Source organism: Paenibacillus sp. Soil750, assembly GCF_001428045.1.
GTDB lineage: Bacteria > Bacillota > Bacilli > Paenibacillales > NBRC-103111 > Paenibacillus_E > Paenibacillus_E allorhizoplanae.
Map to the genome: position 1 here is coordinate 262633 of NZ_LMSD01000040.1, position 21101 is coordinate 283733.

The following is a 21101-nucleotide window of genomic DNA, read 5'->3' on the forward strand; positions in this document are numbered from 1 at the left end:
TACATTTTCATATATTAGGGGAGTAGGAGGTTTTGATCGATGACAACGATTTTAATTAAAGATGCTCAGATCGTGACCATGAATCGGAGCGGCGACATCATAACGGGGGATATTCTGATCGAAAATGACCGCATTACCGCGATCGGGCCCGATTTGAACCCTACACATGCAGATAAAGTCATCAACGCCAAGAATCGCACGATCATTCCAGGCTTCATTCAGACGCACATTCACCTGTGCCAGACATTGTTCCGAGGTAAAGGTGACGATCTGGAGCTTATGGATTGGTTGAAAAAGCGAATTTGGCCGCTTGAAGCCTCCCATGATGAGGAGTCGATTTACTATTCAGCGATGCTCGGTATTGGTGAACTGATTCAAAGCGGCACCACAACAATTGTGGACATGGAGACAGTTCATCACACCGATTTTGCTTTTCAGGCGATTGCTGAGAGCGGGATTCGTGCGCTGTCAGGCAAGGTGATGATGGACAAAGGGGACGAAGTTCCGTTCGCCTTGCAGGAAAATACGACAGAATCGCTTCAACAAAGCGTTGATTTGCTGGAAAAATGGAACGGGCACGACGACGGTCGTATCCAATACGCGTTCTCACCGCGTTTTGTTATCTCGTGTACGGAAGAGCTGCTGCGCGAGGTTCGCAATTTGTCCGAACAGTACAACGTGAAAGTCCACACGCATGCTTCTGAAAATCTCGGAGAAATCGAGATCGTGCAAGCGGAAACGGGCATGCGCAACGTTGTTTACCTCGATCATCTCGGCTTAGCGAATGAGCGATTGATCTTGGCGCACTGCATCTGGCTCGATGAGCAAGAGAAACGCATCATCCACGAGCGAGGCGTGCATGTCAGCCACTGCCCTGGCTCCAACCTGAAGCTGGCTTCAGGGATCGCCGAAACCCCCGAGATGCTCAAGCTGGACATCTCGGTTAGCTTAGGGGCAGATGGTGCGCCGTGCAACAACAACCTCGATATGTTCAACGAGATGCGGCTCGCTGCGCTCATCCAAAAGCCCGTGCACGGACCGACGGCGATGAATGCGCAGACGGTGTTCCGCATGGCGACCATCGGCGGCGCGCGCGCCGTGGGTATGGAGGGTGAGATCGGCTCTTTAGAAGTCGGCAAGAAAGCCGACCTCGCGATCCTCGATCTCAACAACTTCCACACGTATCCGTCATACGACGTGGATCCGATCTCTCGCATCGTCTACTCGGCGACGCGTGCTGATGTCGAAACGACGATCATCAATGGTCGGATCGTCATGGAAAACCGCATCCTGCGGACGGTAGATAAGGACATCGTCCTGCCCGAAGCGAACCGCTCGATTCAGCGGTTGTTGAAGAGAGCGAATCTGCGCTAGTAACCTTATGCGCCGTACAAACTAAAAGAGGCTGTACCTGTGCAATTAATCTACACAGGTACAGCCTCTTCTTTAGGGATGCAGCTCCCACCATCGGCCGAAACCAGTGTTACAAGGGAACGTAGATGCCTTATTCCTCCGAAATCAACCGAAGTTGTGTCCGAGGGGAATCTGAGTGCGCTATTTGCCCGATTTCCGGCATTTCTGGCATTTTTCAGCTAAATAGCGCACTGTGGTTCCCTTCGACGTCGAATTCGCCTATTTTGCAGCCAATAGCGCATTCTCGTTCCCTGGATGGCCTTTGGTTGTGCTAGCTGCATACTTACCTACGGTACAAGCCCTAGCCGCTCATACTGCTCCTGTGGCGCATCTGCATGACGCATGCCCTCTACCAGCAACCGAATCATATATGCCTCACGCTCTGTGTCTTCTATAGCTTGCTGCTGCTCATAATCCTTCGTAATATCGTACAGCTCCGTCTTCATAACCAGCTTATTCCCACTGTAGGGCTTATCTTTCATACTCACAGGTATTTTGTATAGGGGATAACGTGTATAAGGTAAATAGCGGCCCATTTCAATCGACTCCACGTTCCCTTTGCCTAGATACGAACGAAACGTTGTCGGCATCGCCGTATACGTAAAGCATGGATGGTTATCTGCTGACAGCGGAGCCCTCATATACGTATAGGAGCCATCTGTTACATTCACCGCCATGCCATGATAGCCATAGATCGCCGCCTCGCGTACTTTGTCCTCACGGCCTTCCAGCAGTCCGCGAAGGGAGTGTCCCTTTACCGGCTCCGGGATGGGTACGCCCATGTAATCAAGGATGGTTGGCATGAGATCGATATTTTGCGAAAGCACCTCAATGCGCTTGCCAGCATTGCTGCTGCCAGGCGTATGGATCATCAATGGAATGTGCGCGAGCTCATTGAATACGTGCATTTGGTTTTTGCCCATCAGCTCATGCTCACCTAGAAGAAAACCGTGATCCGTAGTGAATACGAGCAGGGTGTCGTCCCACACGTTCAAGCGATCCATCGTATCCAGCAGTTTCCCTAACCAATGGTCAATCATGGTGAGGTTCGCGGCGTATCGCTTGCGCACATGGGCTACAGCCTCCTCTGGCACATCGACAGCCCCGTAGTTCGGCCAATTATAAAGCAGCCCTTCATAATCATCCTGATAAAGATCGAGATAATGCTGCGGACAATCAAACGGCTCGTGAGGATCAAACGCCTCCACCATGAGGAAGTACTGATCTTCATCTTGGTTACTCTCCAACCAATCACACGCTGCTTTCAGCGTACGCGGCCCAGGATAATCCTCTTCCTGAACAAATTTCTTCCGATTGCGTTCATACTGATCTCTGACCCTTCCGTAGTAAGCATCCGGTATGTCAGGCTTACTTACGGTGGAGTGCCAAGGATCGTCCTCCTGCCCGCGATGAAAGTCCCACGTCGTAAACGACTGGCAGTAATTTTCCCCGCCTGTGGCGAAATAGTGGTAGTGATCCGTCACGATATGACTAAACACACCTGCTTCCCGCAAAGTGCTCGGCAGCGTAACATCAAACGGCTCAATCCCGCCCCACCCCTTCTCCAGAAAGGCAGTTCGGCCTGTCATCATATCTCTTCTGGCTGGCATACACGGCAATGAGCCTGCCCAATGTTGTTCGAAAACAACCGACTTCTCAGCAAGCCGTTCGATATTGGGCGTTTGCACCCACGTTCCGCCGTAGGTTGAGAGCATATGGCGATTGAGCGTGTCCATCAGTACCACAATGGTTTTCATCGTATTTTCCTCCCCACTACGTAATCTGTCGTTTCACTCCAATCAAGCTTTAAGACCCGTCGTAACGATTCCCTGAACGAAATATCTCTGCGCAAATAAGAAGAGCAGCATGAGTGGAAGAACGACAAGCGTTGTAGCGGCCATCAATAGATTCCACTCTACGCTCGTTTCCCCCCGAAACATCGTTAAACCCAGCTGCACCGTTCTCATCTGCTCCGAGTTGGTCATAATAAGCGGCCACATATAATCGTTCCAGGTGGACGTTGTTTTGAAAATGGCTAATGTGGCTAGCACTGGCTTGCTCAATGGTAAATAGATTTGATAGAACACACGCCATGTGGATGCTCCGTCAATTTGCGCCGCTTCATCCAAGGCGCGCGGGAACGTTAAGAAGAACTGGCGGCATAAAAAGATACCGAACGAACCTGCTACAAACGGGAAAATCAAACCCGTATAGCTATTAATAAATCCAATGCCGCCCGCTCCGAACAGATCGTTGCCTCCGGCCAAAGGAAACGTCTTCATCATCAGAAACGTTGGAATCATCGTCACTTGTGAAGGTACCATGATCCCAATTAAGACGGAGAAAAAGAGCACATCCCGCCCAGGAAAACGCAGTCGCGCAAAGGCGTAGCCCGCCATGGAATTCAAAATAAGACTTGCCGCAACCGTAATCAAGGTGACAACAAACGAGTTATAGAAATAACGAAGCCAATCACCCTTGGACATGGCTACGACATAATTATGCCACATCCATTTATGGGGAATGAACGAAAAAGTAGGTGATTGGATTTCTCCCATCGTTTTGAACGAAGTTACCACCATGAGCAGGAACGGACATAACATGATGACAGCAATAATAAACATAAGGGCTGATAAACCAATTTTACTTCCTAATTTACCTTTCAACCTGAATTCCTCCTTTCCAACTTGATTAATCGACATCCAGATCGTTGCCTTGATTGCCATACTTGAAATTCGCAAGTGTAATCACGAGCGTAATGACGAAGAGCACCATGGCCATCGCTGATGCGTAGCCCATTTGAAAGTCCTGAAAACCGCGCAAATAAATTTGGTGAACAACCGTTGTCGTTGAGCCCATCGGCCCGCCATTCGTCAGAATGTTGACTTGCTCGAATACCATGAAGGAATTAATGCACGTCATTATGAGGATGAAGAAGGTGGTTGGCTTCAGCATCGGAACGGTAACCATCCAGAACTGTTTAAACTTAGAAGCGCCGTCCATATGAGCGGCTTCATATAAACTGGAAGGAATCGATTGCAGCCCCGCTAAATAAATGATCATCGAATACCCGATTGATTTCCAAATGCTCATGATCACGATGGACAGCATCGCCGTCTTAGGCTCATACAACCATTGGACTGGATCCAGCCCTATTGACTTGAAGAGACGATTCGCAATCCCCAAGGATGGGTCATAAATCCAGAGCCAAATCATCGAGACGGCCACCATGGATGTCACATTCGGCACATAGATGCTGGCGCGGGCAAATACTTTGCCGAAGATGCCGCCATTTAGCAGTACAGCTAGCACAAGCCCGAGCGAAATCTGTGGAATAATCGTCCACAGTGCGTAGATACACGTATTCGTCAGAGCCTTAGCAAACTGCGCATCATGCAGTAAGCGTGTATAGTTTTGCAAGCCGATGAACGACGGGCTGCTATAGAAGTTATAGTTTGTGAAGCTGTAGTACAAACTCACCACTAGCGGTATAAATATAAAAGCAAAATAAATTAAATACCCAGGAGCTATCATCGCATAACCGGCGTAATCAATACCCAATCGACGCATCGATCTTCTTCGGCTCATGACCCCTTGAGCATCGGCCGTTGTTGTCGGCTTCATCACGTACCACCTCATTTCATCTGGTTAAAAGTGGAGTCGCCTGTAAGAAACCGGCTTAAGCCTTCTCACAGACGACTCCTGTCTTACTTAGCGATTAGGTTCGGCAGTTCTTTCGTTAACTGCTCTGCAGCATCCTTCATAGCTTGTGCCGCTGTCTTTTTGCCATAATAAGCCTCTTCTAGATTCATGCTAATAAACTCATACATTTTGCTGGAGTAGGTCACTTTAGCTGCGCCCTGCCCATAGGTCACGGCGTCGAAGATGGCACCGTTCATTTCTGGATTTTCTTTAATATAATCGTCTTTCAAGGATTTTCTCACGACAGGCGTGCCTAACTCTTTGTATCGCTTCCACGTCTCTTCTTTGGCCATCACCGTTTGCATAAACTCGAATGCTAGATCCTTGTTTTTGCTCTGTGAGCTCATAAATAGCAACCGCATACCCGCGAAAGTCGCTTTCGTTTTACGTGTGATCGGACCTGCTACCCCAATTTGCCCCTTCAGCTCCGGATGATCCTTTTGCAGGCTTGTAAATGCCGCAGGACTATCGTAAGCGATCGCCGCTTTCCCGTTCGGGAACAAATTCTCATTCGATTTCGTGGAATCGTTTGGAATCGTGATCCCTTGTTTCACCATATCGACGAGGTACTGCGTCGCTTCAATCGACTCAGGTGAGTCGAAAAGCGGTGTATTTTTATCCTGATCGATGATTTTTCCGTTATTCTGAAGGACGAAGGACTGCCATAAGGTCCAGCCAGTTGCCGTCGGAATCGCGAAACCTGCCATTGTTGTCGTTGCGCCATCTTTCTTCGTCAACTTCTCCGCATATTGCTTTAGCTCGTCCCAGTTCGCAGGTGGTTTCTCGGGATCTAGACCCGCAGCTTTGAACAAATCTTTCCGCCATAATAGAACCCGTGGATCCGGAATAAAGCCAATACCGTACAGCTTCCCTTTGTAGGTACCTGTGTCCACAACGCTTTCCATCATATCGCTCTTATCAGCCCATTTACTGGCATACGCATCTAACGACTCATATTGCCCCAAATTCGCCCGCTGAGCTAAGGAGGCTAGTGTATAAGACAGCACGTCTGGCGACGTTCCACTGGCGTAAGCAGCATTCAGCTTCGTCTCCATATCCGTACCGAAAGGCACCTCGCTATAGGACACCTTAACGCCCGGATGCGAGCCTTCAAATTCACCCATGACCCGCTTCCAATACGCATTCTCTGCAGGGTCCGTACCAGCTCTCCAAAACGTTAGTGTTTTGCTCCCTTTCGCAGCGCCATCACTCTTCTCGTTCAATTGCTCTGTGTTACTGCTACAGCCACTCAGCACAATACTGGTTAACAGCACCGCACCCAATCCACCGGCCACCCATTGTTTTCTCATATATAAGAGCCTCCCTTAAGCTTTATCTGCCAACATGTTCATTATAAAAAATAGGGCCAGCCCGCAGTGAAACTGTATTCCGCACTTTCTGACCAAATGCATGCTTGCCCGAGCATCCCATCTCACGAGTATCCGTCTTATAGCACATTTTTCCTTTGGTATGCAAAAATATTCCGATTCCAAGAAAAAAACACCGCTCCATTAGCGGTGTTCAACGATGTTTGGAACCTTGATAGGATTCCATATAGTCATGAGGGGATGAGCCTGTATATTTTCGGAACAGCTTAATAAAGTAACTCGCATTGGCATAACCAACGCGTTCGGCAACTTCGGATACCTTCAGCGGTCTCGTTCTCAGGAGCTGCATGGCATGCTCTAGTCTAACCTGCATCAAGTATTCGTTGAAATTCGTACCTGTTTCTTTCTTGAACAACTCGCTGAAATAGTTGCGGCTCAGATGGACTTGTTCAGCTACCTGTTGCAATGTCAACTCTTCCGTAAAGCGGCTTTGAATAAAGTCGCAAGCGCCTTGCACGGCTTCTCCATATTTACGCCGATAGGATTCGATCCAATTCACGATCATATCGACCATCCGCAGAGTCCAGTCTCTCAGCTGTAGAAAGGTCGTTAGCTGCACAACCTCCATATGCGCTTCGCTGTAAAGGAGGTCCAGCTTGCTGGCTGGCACCTGATAACTTCTTGCCTTGTTGACCATGGCGTAGGTTAATTCCAGGACAACAGCCCTTGCTTGCTTTGCTGATAAGGTGTGATGCTTTGCCATCGTATCCAAGAATTCGCGACAAGCTGCCGATGCCTGTCCCAGTTGCCCAGACTCCAGAAAGCGATGAAAGGTATCTGGCACAGGGATAAGTTCGGTCGATGCTGCCCCACCAGTAGACTGCGCATAGACGATACTACGATCCTCATAGAACAAAGGCAATTGTAGCGCTTCTAGCGCCTCACGCGCCTGCTCGGGCATGAAAGTAAGCTGGCTATACGTTGTACTGATCCCTATGGCACACTGTACGCCTATATATTTGCGTAAGTTCTCCATGACTCGGCTAGCAACAAGCAGCAAGGACTCTCGCTGTGATTTCATACTGGAACTTCTAATATTGACCATCAGCATATACACATGATCTTCATACTGGAACGAGCACCCATTGCCCGCTTCATTCAATAAGGTTTCATTGACGATATTCGTGACGGCTAGTTGGCGCAAATCTTCCTCTTTGATCTTCGGCTCGGAGCTCGGCAGCACGCCAAGGGCCAGTATGGTCATATTTTTCTCCGTTAAGACGATATCGAAGAGCTCCATTTTCTTATGAAAATCAGTTATCTCCTGTTGACCGCCCAGCAAAAGCTCGCGTAGGTACACGGTGCGAAGCGCCAGTTGATTCTGATTCAATAAATTGCGCAGCGAGTTGATCTCTACAAGCTTGCTGTGATCAAGCTCCATGTCTGTCTCTATTTTGCCAAGAACCTCACTTAGACCCTGCAGCGTAATCTCCGCCTTGAGAATGTATTCACTGGCGCCGAATTTCAGTGCTTCCGCAGCGAATTGAAACTCATTGTAAGAACTGAAAATCACAGATCGAATGCGAGGAAGCTCCTGCTTCAAATTTTGAATCAACTCGATTCCGTTCATGCCCGGCATTTTGACATCTGTTACGACTAAATCAACCGCATGATCTCGGCAAAACTGCAGGGCCTCAAGACCATTCGCTGACTCACCTGCTATGTGATAGGATCCTCCTAGCTTGGCGACGGTCATTTGAAACCACTCCCGAAAGATGGGTTCATCATCCACGATGAGAATATTCATGCTGAAGTCGTCTCCTCCCATTTGTACAAAGCCGGAAGGCACACGCGTATCCGCGTTCCTACACCTTGCTCTGATTCCACATGTACGCCATATTTGACACCGTAGTAGAGTTGAATGCGCTCATGGACATTGCGAAGACCGCCTCCATGGGACGTCTGCCCTGCCTCTTCATCTGAACGCGGCTCCAACCATCCGTTAATCGCACTTTCTGATTTCATACCGACACCGTCGTCCCTGATCTCAAACCAGATGTCGCCCTCCTGCATATACCCGCCAATCCAGAGCGTCCCCTTGCCCAGCTTCGCCTCCAAACCGTGGAAAATAGCATTTTCCACCAATGGCTGCAAGATTAACTTGATCATTTTGAACGGCATAATCTCTTCATCGATCTCGTAGTGAACCTCTAGCCTGTCCCCCTGACGGATCTGCTGGATGTACATGTAATTGCGCAGCATGCTAACTTCCTCCTCAATCGGAATCAATTCATCATGCTTCGAAATCGATTGCTTTAACAGCTTAACCAAGGCCACGATGACGGAATCCACTTTGTCGCTGTCATGTTTATGCAGCATGAAACGAATTGAGGTAAGCGTATTATACAGAAAATGCGGATTAATTTGAGACTGCAGCGCTTTAAGCTCGGCATCTCTTTTTTGCTGTTGTTCACGGGTAATACCAACCATCAACTCATGCAGTCTAGCTACCATCTCATTGAATTTACGCGTCAGCATACCAATTTCATCATCCTGATGAACGGGAGTACGGACGGAGAGATCTCCCGTCTCGACCCTTGTAAAATCGCGGTAAAGCCGCTTTATCGGAATCGCTAGTCGTCTGGCCATGACATAGGAAGCGCCAATCGAAAGCAGAACAACGATAATAAATACGATAGAGACAATCAGCTGAATCTGATTCAAGCTGCGGAGTACAACTTTGGTTGGTGTGTAGGACACCAGCTTCCATCCTGTTTTGCCTATCGTCTGAAAAGAAATCAACTGCTCCGCATTCGCTTCCTTATCGATAAAATAGCCAGAATCATAATGCTGAATTTTCTTGTAGTAGTCACGATTCGCTATATTCGTAGTGATCGCGCCATTCGCTTGAGCGGAAATAATGCTGCCATCGTCACTTACGATGACAATTTCCCTCTGGTCGTCCAAGGCACCTTCGTACAAACTGCGAATGGTGTTGGCATTAACGCTAATGATTACCATACCCGTGGGCGCGCCGCTTTCAAAGCGATTGCTGATTCTCACCGCATGAAAGGTGCTTCGACCGTCATCACCTCGGATAAGACCTGGAATCGGCTCTGTGATCCATAGCATACGCCCCTTCGCCTCCGCCGCACGTTGGAACCACGGTTCCCCGACGATATCACGAACTCGAATATTTTTGTTTAGCGGATTTGTCGTTTGTTCTAACCCGTTCAACCCCAATAAGGTGACATCGAATTGCAGCCTGCCGAATGAGTAAATGGAATTGGTGATCAGCCTTTCAAAGGTGGAGCGAAGCCGCACCTCTTCGTAACTGTTTTCCTGCACTTCTGCCGTAAAGGCGTAATTAATTTCATCGTTGAGATAAAAGGTGTTCGAAACCGCTATGACATCGTCTAGGAGCATGTCTGTCTTTTCTGAAATCTGCCCAAGCGTCTTCAAATTCGACTGACTTACTTGGGATTCGATTGAGCCCTTCGAAATTTGCAAGGTAATGATGCCAAATACGCCAAGAGGGATGAGGATCAGACACAGTGTCGAGATGAGGTATTTATTTTGAATACTGCTATTATGGATAAACCATTTACGAAGCACGGTCTGACCTCCTTAGCGATCTAGTGTTTCTAGTGAATCAACCCTAACCATTTCCAATAAGGCACACACAGAAGTGCAAGCAGCAATACAGCTAATCCGTAAGCGAATGCAACCTTCTGGCCTTGTCGATGGCTAAACGCTTTCCCTTCGGAACTATAGTAAGCCGTTAAATACGTCGGCGATTGATAAGCGAAAAAGAACGGGTCTGTTGACAATAGTACCACGAATACGAGAATCCATGGGTGAACCCCCGCTTGATCGGCCAGCGGCAGGAGTGCCGTGACCAGCAAAATAACAGCGGGATCGTCCCTGACGATCAACGTGACGATGAACGAGAGCACGATAACCGCAGCCAGGAAGAAGAACGGCGACGTTACGAAAACGCCCATATGCTGGCCTAGGAATGATGACAAGGCTTCGACAAGTCCAAGCTCGTTGGCGGCTGCCGAGAAGCTGAAGGCTACGCCGAGGAACAGCAGGAAGGTCCAGTCGATACCGGTTGAAATGGTTTTGCGGTCCAGCACGCCGCTGATGACGAGTACGGCAAAACCAATAAGCATAATCCAAGCGCTGTCGATGCCATGGAGCGGCTGAAGTACCAGCATAATGATGCAGCTCAGGACAGTTACGACGGCAATGCGCTCCTCGCGCGTCAACGGCCCTAGCAGTCGCAGCTGCTCGTCTAAGACATCGGCAGCAATCGGCTTAGCCGACGCTGTTTTGCGGAACATGATGAAGATGATGGCAAGCAGTACGCTGCTAAATATGATAAATGCCGGTAAGGCATAGATAAACCACTGAATCCAGTTCACAGGCGAAGCGCTGGTGACCAATCCGAAGGCTAGTACATTCGTGTACGAGCCTGTGAGCACGAACGGCGCTGTGAAGCCGTAGAAGAGCATAGCGGTAAGACCTAATCCTGCTGCGCCGTGGCTGCGTGCTCCGAATCCCATGGATTCGGACAGTGTCTGGGCAATCGGCACGCCGAGTGATACCTTCGCTGAGGAGGAAGGGATCATCGGGTTCAGCATGATACCGCCGGCCACGATGCCCCACAGCTGCCCGCGATAGTTAGCGGGGAAGCGCTTAAGGGCATGAAGGGAGAAGCGGTATAAGAAGCCCGACTTCGTAATCACGGCGCTCATCGCCATGATGAAGATCATGTACAGCCATGTCGGCGAGGCGAAGCCCGACAAGGCGACTTCCGGCTCGACGAGGCCACCGAGCACCCAGAGCATGGCCATGCCCAAGGCTACGATGTAGTCGGGCATGATGTTCACGATCCAGAGGATCACGGCGGCTAAGCCGATCCCGATGAAGTCCATGCCGTGGCGGGACAGCCCCGCGACGGGCTCGGCGATGTGGAAGCCGAACACCGAGGCCACGGCCAAGATGATCGCCGCTAGGCCCAGCCAGCGGCTGCGATCACCAAGCCTCCCCGCGCCTGCGGCGAGGCGCTCGCTCTTGCTTCTGGCCAGCATCTGCTTGGCCAGACCGAAGCTTTGGTCGCCGTTGCGCTTGGTCGACCCCGAGCTCGACAGCGCGGTTGACTCGCGAGCTGCAAATACTCGAGCGCAAGTTGGTTGCGCCCCAGCTTGCGGCACAAATCAGCACCCCACTCGTAGACGGTGGTGAGCTGCTGCGCCGAATAAGCGGCGCCTCGCTGATCCAGCGCAGCCTCTACGATGGCCAAGCCCGCTTCAGGCGCGTGTTCCACGCAGTAGCGGACATAGGCCCACAAGACCGCGTAGCGCGCGACGAGCAGCTCGTCCGGGCAACGCCGAAGAGCTTGGCTGATTATCTGTTGCTGCCGCTCAGATTCGGCCAGGGCAGCTTCTGCTGCCATCTCCGCCTTTTCCACTACTTCACCCGCGGCAATAGCCGCCACATCCAGCGCCAGCTCCCATTCATTGCGCGCAGCATAGACCTCAACCATCGACGCCCAATCACCTTCGGTCCGATAGTAATTCAAAGCCTGATCCACCCACAGCTGCTGCTGACGCTCACCATACCGCTGTGGCAGAATGTCGAGCAGGACACGAGCGATTTCGGGCCGCATGTGAACGGAATCCCGCTCCACGTCCTGCTGGACGAACCGTCCTATAGCAGCGTAAGCCTGATCGGCTTCTTCTATTGTCATACCAAAGAGATGCTTAAGCAGATCATCGCGCACACTTGGCAAGCAAGCACACGTAAAAAGGAAATCCCGCAACAACGCCGGCAGTAACTCCACCTCATGCAGTACCCATTGCGCTTTCGCTTCCTTGGAGGCTTGTAATCGACCGTTGGTTGATACCAACCGTTGCGAAAGCAGCCGAATGAAATAGGAAGAAATCTGCGGTTGCTCGATCACTAACCGATCGAAGGTCTCTCGATCAATATAGTAGAGAACGCTTTCTGAAGCTATGATGGCCGTTGCTGATCTGGGTTCGTTCGTTAACAGCGCCATTTCCCCGAGCGTATCCCCATCCTGTAAACTCGCAAGTGACTGACGTGTACCATCTTGCTTCTGAGAGAACAGCTCGACTCTGCCACTCTCGATCAGATACATGCTATCACCAGGATCACCTTGCTCGAACAGCATATCTCCTGCTTGCCCTTTCACCTTGTCTAATTTGCCCAGAAGCTTGGCTAACTCTATGTTAGAGAAGTCCTTAAACATCTCCATATCTTTAATTGCCACGAATGATCTACTCTCCTTGCACGATGTATAACAATTCTCAAAGCTTTTTACTCCAAGAATACTGTACGCTTGGTATGACAAATTTGTCTACACAAATTGCTAGCAGCCTCCCGAACGCAAAAAAAGAAAGACCCTTAACCGAAGTTAAGAGCCTTTCTGGAGAATGCTATATTTGCAAGCTGAAGCTTACAGTTTTACAACGTTCTCAGCTTGTGGTCCGCGGTTGCCTTGAACTACGTTGAACTCAACGCGTTGGCCTTCGTCCAAAGATTTGAAACCTTCGCCAGTGATTGCGGAGAAATGTACGAATACATCGTTTCCACCTTCAACTTCGATAAATCCAAATCCTTTTTCTGCGTTAAACCATTTAACTGTTCCTACTGCCATGGGTAATACCTCCAAAGTTTTATTAACATGTCTTTTTTCTTGTTTCGAACAAAAAAATTACACATTGGAAAAGGTTTCATTTACTTAAATGATAACCCTTTGCAATACGCAATTCAGGTTTTCCCTTTAAGACTATTAATACTGTACCACACTATATTAGGTATTGCAATTATACCTGAGAGGGATTTATTGCTAACGAGACAAAGGATTCTCGATCCTCAATTTTAAGTGCTATAGCTAGTGCTAATGCGACATCTTTCGACGGGATAATTCGACCATTTTCGATAGAATTTATAATGGAATAGCTGATCCCCGCTTTCTCGCCAAGTTTACGAAGTGTGAGATTTTCCTGCTGTCTCAGCTCTTTGAGCCGGATGTGGAAGGACATGCTCGCCCCACCTCAACTTTCTTTATTTTTTTGTTTTTGAATTTCAGTTCTAATTTTGTCGAATGGGTCTTCCCAGTGCGGCGGCTTGATGGTTTTACCCATTTCATTCTTATGAACCTTCCCATCGGGCCAAACCTTGGACATATTCGCATGCTGAACAATATCAAAAATCGGTCCAGGCTCTACTCCCATTTCAACAAGTGTCCCTAGTACAAAATACAATTCATCAATCATCGCATCTACTTCATCTTCTAGCGTAGCTGCTTCTTCAAATTCATTGAGCTCTTCTTGCATCCATGCCAGACGCGCAGCTTTACGTTGAGCAGATAGGCGCTGTGGTGATGCGCCCACTGGGTGCTCGAACGTTTCATGGAACTTCTTCACAGCTTCGAAAGCTAGCTTTAATGTCATTGTATCTGATCTCCCTTAACATGGTTATAGTTTTCTACTATATACCACCCGAAGGGAGTTGTGGTCAATATGTGTTTATTATAAATGGCGCCCCATAATAAAACGGTCTTTCCAATAGCCTGAGGTCATGGAACGTATAACGACACCTGAGCTTGCTGTATTACTGATAAACTGCCCATTACCGATATAGATACCTACATGATTAATCCGACCTGGTGTCGATGTACTGAACATGACGAGGTCGCCCTTGCTTAGGCTTGTCTTCTTGGAGACCCGAGTTCCTAGCTTCGCTTGCGCTTTGGAGCCCCATGGAAGCTTGATACCATTCTTGCTAAAAACAAGTTGCGTATAGGCAGAGCAGTCCAGGATTAGACGGCTAGTATTTCTAGTACCATATCGGTAAGTGACATCTCCGATGTATGACTTCGCTGTACGCACAATGCTATCTGCACGGGACGTGCTCGTAGCTGTCGCTGTCGCGGCAGCTACCGCCCCATTCGTCGTTGACGTGGCAGCAGAGGCCGCTTGCGGGCTTAGCAACGCAGTTCCTGCGACTAACATGGACAGACTTAAACCTAGAACAGAATGAGTAAGGCGGTTCTTCTTCACAAAAATCATGATTGATTTCCTCCTTTGATATGAAAATCTAAGTTAGTTGGACCTGCTACTACCATAGCACATGCCAAATAACCTAATATTTAACAAAAAAGGAGGAAAGTCGCGTCACGCCTAATCGTAGACACAATTCTGAGAATTCCATGAGAATTCGATGAGACTCAATCTCTTGACACCAATGAATCCGCTTTATCACCAGTATGTTCCTGCCGAAACTCTGACGGGGTCACACCATATTTCTTCTTAAACACTTGAGAGAAATGCCTCATATCTTGATAACCGATGCGTTCAGCAACGTCCGCCAGCTTCATCTTTGGATTCAGCAGCAGCTGCTTCGCCTGCTCCAGCCGCAAGTTAATGACGAAATCCTTGAACCCCTGACCCGTCTTCTGTTTAAACAACTGGCTAAAGTAAACAGGGTTCAAATACACGATCGAAGCCACTTTCTCAAGTGAAAGGTCGTCTTGATAGTGCGTGCGCATGTATTGCAAAGCCACTTCAACAGAACGATCACTGCCGCTGGCGTGATGCTCATAGACCTGTGTCGTGGACGCTTGCCGCATCCGCTGTACCTCCGCGGGTACGGATTGGAACTGCTCGATCCGTTCCGTTGACATGATCTGGAACGGGACCTTCAAATATTTAATGAGATGGCTGCGAAGCTCCTCAATAAGCTGCGCGATGCTTGTGCCTTCAGGAGGGGTGACGAGCCCTAATAGGCTTTTGCTGTCGTGAACCGTCACGAAACCCTTGCCATAGCGTTCGATCAGCTCCAACAAGACGTTCTCGATAATGAAATTCTCCAAGAAAACGGCCTTATCCGTCTCCATTTTGACCATAATCAAATAGAAATAAGGATGCTGCTCCACGAATGGCCCCATATCAATCCGCCCCGTATCTAGACCTTGCACCCAGCGCTGGAACACAGCTTCTTGCAGATATTTGCGATTCGTCTTGAGCAGCTCTGCTTCCTCGATCAGTTCGGTATCATGCGCGATCTCCTCGCTCAGCTTCCTAATCATTTCGCTCAACACTTCTTTGCCAATCGGTTTAAGCAAATAGTCCTTGGCACCAAGGCGTACAGCTTCTTGCGCATAAGAAAACTCCGAATAAGCCGAAATTACGACCCACTTCACATGGGGATGGCGACTGCGTGACATATTCATGAGCTCAAGCCCTGTCATCCCCGGCATCAGAATGTCCGTTAGCACGATATGAATCGTCTGACTGCGAAGGATACTGATGGCTTGCTCTGCATTCGAGGCTAAGTGGATCGTGTGCTCAGGAAAGCGATTCTGAAGTGTGCGCTGAATGCCTTGCAGAATAATGGTTTCGTCATCGACAATAAGAATATCCATGATGGTCTGTTATACCCCCTTACGAGGAAGCGGCATCGCAATGATAACCGTAGTTCCTACCTCTTGTTTACTTTGTATCCGAAGTCCATAGGCCTCTCCAAACAGTAAAACGATACGACGGTGTACATTCGTAAGACCGATGCCTCTCCGTGTCATTTTGCTATTCAGATCAGGCTTCACTTCGCCCCGAGACTCCTCCGCTTGATAAGCGTACGAATCTCCGATCATACGAGCATCTTCTACTAGCCTCATCTGCATCTGACGAAGGAGATCCTCTTCGATCCCCACGCCATTATCTGAGATAATGATGTGCAGTTCTTGCTCATGCACCTCCGCGAACACTCGCAGTACGCCAGGCTGCTCTCGCAAAGGCTCCAATCCATACTTAACAGCGTTCTCAATGATGGGCTGCAGCGTCATCTTAGGGAGAACCACATCCAGCCATTCCGGATCAATGTGAATCTCCGTACTCACCCTGCCCTCCAAGCGGTTCTCGATGATTGTCATATAGTGGCGCATCTGATCCAGCTCTTGCTGCAGCGTCGTCTTGGACGCTTCCTGCCAATCACTGCTGTACCGGAACATATGAGATAACGAAAGGATTACTTTGCCTAAGCGATCATTCTCCCGTTCATCCAACATCCAATAAATCATATCCAAGGTATTATAGAGGAAATGAGGATTTACCTGGGATTGCAGAGCCTGCAGTTCGGCATTTTTCTCACTCATAGAAGCCAATGTAATGCGTTCGATCAGCTCATCCATCCGTTTCACCATGCGATTGAAGGAGGATACTAGCGAGTTAATCTCTTCAAAGGATTTGACCGTCACGGACCCCTTGAAGTTCCCCATCTCTACTTGTTTCATCTCACGAATCAACAGCTTTAACGGGGAAGCAATATTCTGGGAAATCAAACTGGCCAATGCCGTAGATAAAATAATAAGGACCACGACAACAACGTATAAGTACTCTCTCGTTTTGACAACTTCGGCATTAATATCCCCTTTTGGCGTCAAACCGAAGACGGTCCAGTCCGACATTTTCGCCTTCGCTGCTACAATCAACTGATCGGTACGATCATCGATGATGATCTCGCTCGTTTGCGGTCGCGGTAAGCCTGTAAAAGAAGAAGGCAGATTCTTCTTATCTTCCGCCGTCGTTGCAATCATCCTGTTCTCTTGATCTACGATATAGACACGGCTATTCGGACTGATCGTGACGTTCGACAATGCGGACACAATCGGCTCTGGATTCGTTTCAATCAACATGACGCCAATCACTCGATGATCGGTTAGATCATACAGCTTCCGTCCAAAAACAAAGAGCGGATTTCGTTGAAACTGATTGATGACCGACCCTTCCACGAGTCCTAACCAGACCATCTCCCCAGTGGAATCCTGTAGCTTCTGGTACCAATCTGCGTTCGAGTAATTGGTATCGATGACACTGTCAAAACCGCGCTCGTAATTATAATTTTTACCCGCATTCGTAATGACATGAATGCCGATAATATCGTCACGCGAGTAATATATTGCTCCCAATATATTGGTAATGGTTCGCTCATTGAAAATGCTAGCTGTCACATCGGGATTGGTATCGCGATCTTGAATTAAACGAAGCATTTCATAGTTACTGTTCAAAGACTTCGTTATACTATCATATCCCTGTAACAGCAAATCAAATAAACCAACCGTTTGTGAAATATTTTTCTGCGCTAAATCGTTAATTTTACTATGTATAATTTGCGTGGTCTTTTGATAATACAAGACGCTGACAAGCACAACAAGCACTAGCATGGATGAGATAAATAGCAAAAAAAGCCGATTATGAATGGAATTAAAGCCCCGTTTCACGCCGATCGTGATCCCCCTTCGCAGAGACAGTATTTGCTATTTTAACACACCTGTACATAAATGAAAAAAAGAGGGTGAAGTTAACCCTTCACCGCTCCTGCTACCATACCTTTTGTAATTTTGTCCGCTAGTAAGAAGTATACGATAATAACCGGCAACGCCCCTAGTACAAGGAAAGCGCCAATGGCCCCGTAGTTAACGGAATACTGACTTACGAAGCTGTTCACCCCGAATGGAAGTGTCTTGAGTCGCTCGGACGAAATGAACGTTGCTGCTAAGATGTACTCGTTCCAGATGTTGATAAAGGTAAGAATACAAACCGTCATCATCGGAGGAACGGAAATCGGAAGAATAATTCCAGTGAAAATTTTGAATATCCCTGCTCCATCTACGACAGCTGACTCTTCAATCTCTGCCGGAATGGATTTCATGAAGCCGCTGAGGATGAATACCGCAACTGGAGTCTGAAACGCGATATAGGGCAGAATGATCGAAAGATGTGTGTTCAGGATGTGCATGTTTTTAAAAATAATCATAAGCGGCAGCAAGGTTGCCTGCATCGGAACCATCATCCCGATCAGGAAGATAACCATGACAAGCTGCCCGTACTTCCATTTGAACCGCGTAATGGCAAAAGCCGTTAAGGAACTCAAGAAGAGGACACATACCATTGTAACTAAGGTAACGAAGAGGCTGTTCTTCAAGTACTGGAAGTAATGCCCCGACTTGATCGCATTCGTAAAGTTGCTCCATTGGAGCACGTGCGGCAGTGAGAAGAAACGGCCGGACAAGATTTCCTCATTCGTTTTGAGGGAATAAATGAACAGCCAAAGCAATGGATATACCTGTGTGACCACAAGTAAGGATAGAAATATAACAACAAGAACCTTTAGGATAGAGAAGCTTTTGCGTCTCCGGATGATGGCAGGTTTAGCCGAAGCTACGTCCCTGGCGTTTAACATGGTGACACTCCCCTTCCTACGTATATTTTTTCTCTAGTTTGTTGAATAGCGAGTTAATAATGACGGTTGCTACGAGACATACCACAACCAAGAAGGCTGCAATCGCACTTCCGTAACCATATTTCAGGGATAGGAAGGAATTGTTGTACATCAAGGTGGAGATCACATCTGTCGCATGTGCAGGTCCGCCGCCAGTCATGACCATAATCATGTCAAACGCTTGTAAAGAACCGATGAAAGCAAGCACGATCGATATTTTGAAAATCGGAATATTCATAGGGAAAGTGATATACCAGTCGGCTTTCAAGCCTTCTGCTCCATCCAGACGCGCAGCTTCATAGATATCAGCTGGGATGTTCTGAATACCAGTAAACTGGATTAATGTGTGATAACCCAAGTACTGCCATAGGGCTACGAAATAAAGGGAGTACATAGCAATTTTCGGATCTGTTAACCACGATCTCGTCCAGCTATGTAGGTTTAGTAAATCTAGAACTTGATTGAGCATACCACCCATTGATGCTGGATTATAAATGGTTTTCCACAATTGTCCAATGATAACTACGGATAAAATTACAGGTAAAAAGTAGGCAGAAACAAGAAAATTCGGCTTTTTGATAAAACGATTTAGCAAAATGGCTACACCCAATGCAATCGGGATTTCACACATGGAAAACACTGCAAACATTAATGTGCGTTTGACAGATGGCCAGAATACAGGATCATGGAAAAGCATTGTGCGGAAGTTCTCTAAACCAATAAACTTCGAAGCGCCAATCCCATTCCATTCCAGCAATCCACTGTACATGGATACGAGAATAGGTACAAACACAAGGCCAACATAAATGATCAAACAGGGCAGTACAAACATGGCAATCGTCCACTTGGAGACTCTTAACACATTCACTTGGCTCGCCTCCTTCATGGGGTTAGATATACCCATGGGGAACTTACCCTTAGCACCTCTGAGGCGCTCTAGGTAAATTCCCTATTGGGCTACTGCATCAAATCAATTTATTTATTTCTTTTTATTTGTGTCGTAAGCGGTTTGGTGCTCTTTCGCTACAGTTGCAGGATCAACTTTTTGTACAAAAAGGTTTTGAATGCTAGTTAAGTGACCTTGTGCAGTGCCTGGGTTCATTGTGTTATCGAACGCTAGGTCGCCGCCTTTAACTTTTTTGAACAAAGCAAGAACATCCATTGCCATATCAGAGTATCCAGCAGCTTTGAAGTCGCCGTCAACTTTTTGAGCCAAACCAACAGCGCCTTTAACTGCGAAAGCTTCTTTAGGGAAGTTCAACATGAAGTAGTTCAAGAAATCTTTAGTCTCTTTCAAATGTTTGCTATTTGCAGAGATTGCGAATGCAGATCCTGGAGCCAACATGAACTCATCAGGGTTACCTTTTCCTTTAACTGTAGGGAATTGGAACACGCCAACTTTACCGTTAACGGAAGAAGTTTCGATACCGCCAGTTGCCCAGCTGCCCATATAGTACATAGCCGCTTTACCTGTTTTGAACAAGTTCTCGCCTGCGTTGTAATCAAAGGAAGTTGCTCCTTCTTGGAACGCACCAGCTTGGATCAAGTCTTCGAAAGAGCTAACTGCATCCGTGAATGCTGGATCAGCGAATGTTTTCTTACCGTCAACAACAGCTTGCAAGAATCCAGGGCCGCCATTCGTACGAAGCAATACGTTCATGAACAAGAAGGAACCCGTCCAGGAATCTTTTTCACCGATCGCCATTGGCTGAATGCCTTTGGATTTCAAGATTTTTACGTCTTCAACCATTTCTTCAAAGGTTTTTGGAACGTCTGCAATTCCAGCTTGTTTGAACAAATCTTTGTTGTAGTAAATTACACCGATGTTGTTTCCATCTGGCAACGCGTAAATGTTCTTATTGAAGCTGTAGAAGTCAAGAATTCCACTTTGGAATGTATCTTTAAGTCCATTTTGCTCAACCATGTCATTCAATGGTGCGAATAAGCCCGCATCTACGAAAGGTTGCATTTGTGCAGCCGGGTTCACGATTGTGATATCAGGCACTTCTTTGGAAGCTGCTTGAGTTTTCAATTTAAGCTTTTGTTGATCCGTGTTCAGGGAATCAAGCTCGATTTTGATGTTAGGGTTTTTAGCTTGGTAGTCAGCAACGATTTTTTTCAACATGCCGTTTTTCGGATCTGTCGGATCCGGATATATATTTTGGAATGTAATCGTAACGTTTCCAGCTTTTGCTGTAGCAGCTGGAGCTGTTGATGCACCTGCAGCAGGTGAAGCCGTGCTCGTGCTGTCTTTATCCGCTCCGCATGCTGTTAAACTCATAGCAAGCACGCCTGCTCCAACAATTTGTAGTGCTTTATACTTTTTCACCAATGTAAATCCCCCTC

Annotated in this window: 18 protein-coding genes; 1 reads left to right on the forward strand and 17 read right to left on the reverse strand. The window is 47.8% G+C overall.

Annotated elements, in window-relative coordinates; translation table 11 throughout:
• Positions 1–39 precede the first annotated feature (39 nt).
• The gene (locus tag ASL11_RS28585) at positions 40–1374 is read left to right on the forward strand and encodes a 5'-deoxyadenosine deaminase (protein WP_056622338.1); all 1335 of its coding nucleotides are present in this window, start codon (positions 40–42) and stop codon (positions 1372–1374) included.
• A gap of 326 nt (positions 1375–1700) precedes the next feature.
• Here ASL11_RS28585 and ASL11_RS28590 read toward each other — a convergent pair whose 3' ends face one another.
• The 17 genes from ASL11_RS28590 to ASL11_RS28670 all read right to left on the reverse strand — a co-directional run bounded on the left by ASL11_RS28590 (position 1701) and on the right by ASL11_RS28670 (position 21036).
• A complete protein-coding gene (locus ASL11_RS28590; RefSeq protein WP_056622340.1) occupies positions 1701–3170 on the reverse strand; it encodes a sulfatase in 1470 nt (489 codons plus the stop codon).
• A 42-nt stretch (positions 3171–3212) separates the two neighbouring features.
• Positions 3213–4079: a carbohydrate ABC transporter permease gene (locus ASL11_RS28595; protein ID WP_235550606.1), complete on the reverse strand. Its 867-nt coding sequence runs from the start codon at positions 4077–4079 to the stop codon at positions 3213–3215.
• Between the two features lie 25 nt (positions 4080–4104).
• Positions 4105–5037, reverse strand: a complete 933-nt coding sequence (locus ASL11_RS28600) for a carbohydrate ABC transporter permease (protein ID WP_235550607.1) — start codon at positions 5035–5037, stop codon at positions 4105–4107.
• Positions 5038–5120: 83 nt separating this feature from the next.
• On the reverse strand, positions 5121–6425 hold the full coding sequence (locus ASL11_RS28605) for an ABC transporter substrate-binding protein (protein WP_056622341.1): 1305 nt from the start codon (positions 6423–6425) through the stop codon (positions 5121–5123).
• A 211-nt stretch (positions 6426–6636) separates the two neighbouring features.
• Positions 6637–8250: a helix-turn-helix domain-containing protein gene (locus ASL11_RS28610; RefSeq protein ID WP_056622344.1), complete on the reverse strand. Its 1614-nt coding sequence runs from the start codon at positions 8248–8250 to the stop codon at positions 6637–6639.
• Positions 8247–10058 (reverse strand): cache domain-containing sensor histidine kinase, encoded by a 1812-nt coding sequence (locus tag ASL11_RS28615; protein WP_056622346.1) that lies wholly within the window; start codon positions 10056–10058, stop codon positions 8247–8249. The genes ASL11_RS28610 and ASL11_RS28615 overlap by 4 nt, the downstream gene beginning before the upstream one ends.
• Before the next feature lie 29 nt (positions 10059–10087).
• Entirely contained in the window at positions 10088–11539 is a 1452-nt protein-coding gene (locus tag ASL11_RS28620; protein ID WP_082595916.1) for an SLC13 family permease, read from the reverse strand.
• The gene (locus tag ASL11_RS28625) at positions 11461–12741 is read right to left on the reverse strand and encodes a cyclic nucleotide-binding domain-containing protein (RefSeq protein WP_056622350.1); all 1281 of its coding nucleotides are present in this window, start codon (positions 12739–12741) and stop codon (positions 11461–11463) included. The genes ASL11_RS28620 and ASL11_RS28625 overlap by 79 nt, the downstream gene beginning before the upstream one ends.
• A 186-nt stretch (positions 12742–12927) precedes the next feature.
• Complete coding sequence (locus ASL11_RS28630; protein ID WP_028555213.1) at positions 12928–13128, reverse strand: cold-shock protein; 201 nt, start codon at positions 13126–13128, stop codon at positions 12928–12930.
• A gap of 169 nt (positions 13129–13297) precedes the next feature.
• Entirely contained in the window at positions 13298–13516 is a 219-nt protein-coding gene (locus tag ASL11_RS28635) for a helix-turn-helix domain-containing protein (RefSeq protein WP_056622353.1), read from the reverse strand.
• A 12-nt stretch (positions 13517–13528) separates the two neighbouring features.
• The gene (locus ASL11_RS28640; protein WP_056622355.1) at positions 13529–13927 is read right to left on the reverse strand and encodes an HAD family hydrolase; all 399 of its coding nucleotides are present in this window, start codon (positions 13925–13927) and stop codon (positions 13529–13531) included.
• A gap of 78 nt (positions 13928–14005) precedes the next feature.
• Entirely contained in the window at positions 14006–14545 is a 540-nt protein-coding gene (locus ASL11_RS28645; RefSeq protein WP_056622357.1) for a C40 family peptidase, read from the reverse strand.
• Positions 14546–14703: 158 nt separating this feature from the next.
• Entirely contained in the window at positions 14704–15900 is a 1197-nt protein-coding gene (locus tag ASL11_RS28650; RefSeq protein WP_056622359.1) for a response regulator, read from the reverse strand.
• 9 nt (positions 15901–15909) lie between these two features.
• The gene (locus ASL11_RS28655; protein WP_056622361.1) at positions 15910–17754 is read right to left on the reverse strand and encodes a sensor histidine kinase; all 1845 of its coding nucleotides are present in this window, start codon (positions 17752–17754) and stop codon (positions 15910–15912) included.
• A gap of 80 nt (positions 17755–17834) precedes the next feature.
• Positions 17835–18716: a carbohydrate ABC transporter permease gene (locus tag ASL11_RS28660; protein ID WP_082595917.1), complete on the reverse strand. Its 882-nt coding sequence runs from the start codon at positions 18714–18716 to the stop codon at positions 17835–17837.
• A 16-nt stretch (positions 18717–18732) separates the two neighbouring features.
• Positions 18733–19623 (reverse strand): carbohydrate ABC transporter permease, encoded by an 891-nt coding sequence (locus ASL11_RS28665; protein ID WP_056622363.1) that lies wholly within the window; start codon positions 19621–19623, stop codon positions 18733–18735.
• A 111-nt stretch (positions 19624–19734) separates the two neighbouring features.
• On the reverse strand, positions 19735–21036 hold the full coding sequence (locus ASL11_RS28670; protein WP_056622808.1) for an extracellular solute-binding protein: 1302 nt from the start codon (positions 21034–21036) through the stop codon (positions 19735–19737).
• Between the last annotated feature and the right edge of the window lie 65 nt (positions 21037–21101).

What these genes read in the sequence shown, in the direction of transcription:
- ASL11_RS28585 (WP_056622338.1), top strand. Translation starts at nt 40, where the DNA reads ATGACAACGATTTTAATTAAAGATGCTCAGATCGTGACCATGAATCGG.
- ASL11_RS28590 (WP_056622340.1), bottom strand. Translation starts at nt 3,170, where the DNA reads ATGAAAACCATTGTGGTACTGATGGACACGCTCAATCGCCATATGCTC.
- ASL11_RS28600 (WP_235550607.1), bottom strand. Translation starts at nt 5,037, where the DNA reads ATGAAGCCGACAACAACGGCCGATGCTCAAGGGGTCATGAGCCGAAGA.
- ASL11_RS28605 (WP_056622341.1), bottom strand. Translation starts at nt 6,425, where the DNA reads ATGAGAAAACAATGGGTGGCCGGTGGATTGGGTGCGGTGCTGTTAACC.
- ASL11_RS28610 (WP_056622344.1), bottom strand. Translation starts at nt 8,250, where the DNA reads ATGAATATTCTCATCGTGGATGATGAACCCATCTTTCGGGAGTGGTTT.
- ASL11_RS28620 (WP_082595916.1), bottom strand. Translation starts at nt 11,539, where the DNA reads ATGCTGGCCAGAAGCAAGAGCGAGCGCCTCGCCGCAGGCGCGGGGAGG.
- ASL11_RS28630 (WP_028555213.1), bottom strand. Translation starts at nt 13,128, where the DNA reads ATGGCAGTAGGAACAGTTAAATGGTTTAACGCAGAAAAAGGATTTGGA.
- ASL11_RS28635 (WP_056622353.1), bottom strand. Translation starts at nt 13,516, where the DNA reads ATGTCCTTCCACATCCGGCTCAAAGAGCTGAGACAGCAGGAAAATCTC.
- ASL11_RS28640 (WP_056622355.1), bottom strand. Translation starts at nt 13,927, where the DNA reads ATGACATTAAAGCTAGCTTTCGAAGCTGTGAAGAAGTTCCATGAAACG.
- ASL11_RS28645 (WP_056622357.1), bottom strand. Translation starts at nt 14,545, where the DNA reads ATGATTTTTGTGAAGAAGAACCGCCTTACTCATTCTGTTCTAGGTTTA.
- ASL11_RS28650 (WP_056622359.1), bottom strand. Translation starts at nt 15,900, where the DNA reads ATGGATATTCTTATTGTCGATGACGAAACCATTATTCTGCAAGGCATT.
- ASL11_RS28660 (WP_082595917.1), bottom strand. Translation starts at nt 18,716, where the DNA reads ATGTTAAACGCCAGGGACGTAGCTTCGGCTAAACCTGCCATCATCCGG.
- ASL11_RS28670 (WP_056622808.1), bottom strand. Translation starts at nt 21,036, where the DNA reads ATGAGTTTAACAGCATGCGGAGCGGATAAAGACAGCACGAGCACGGCT.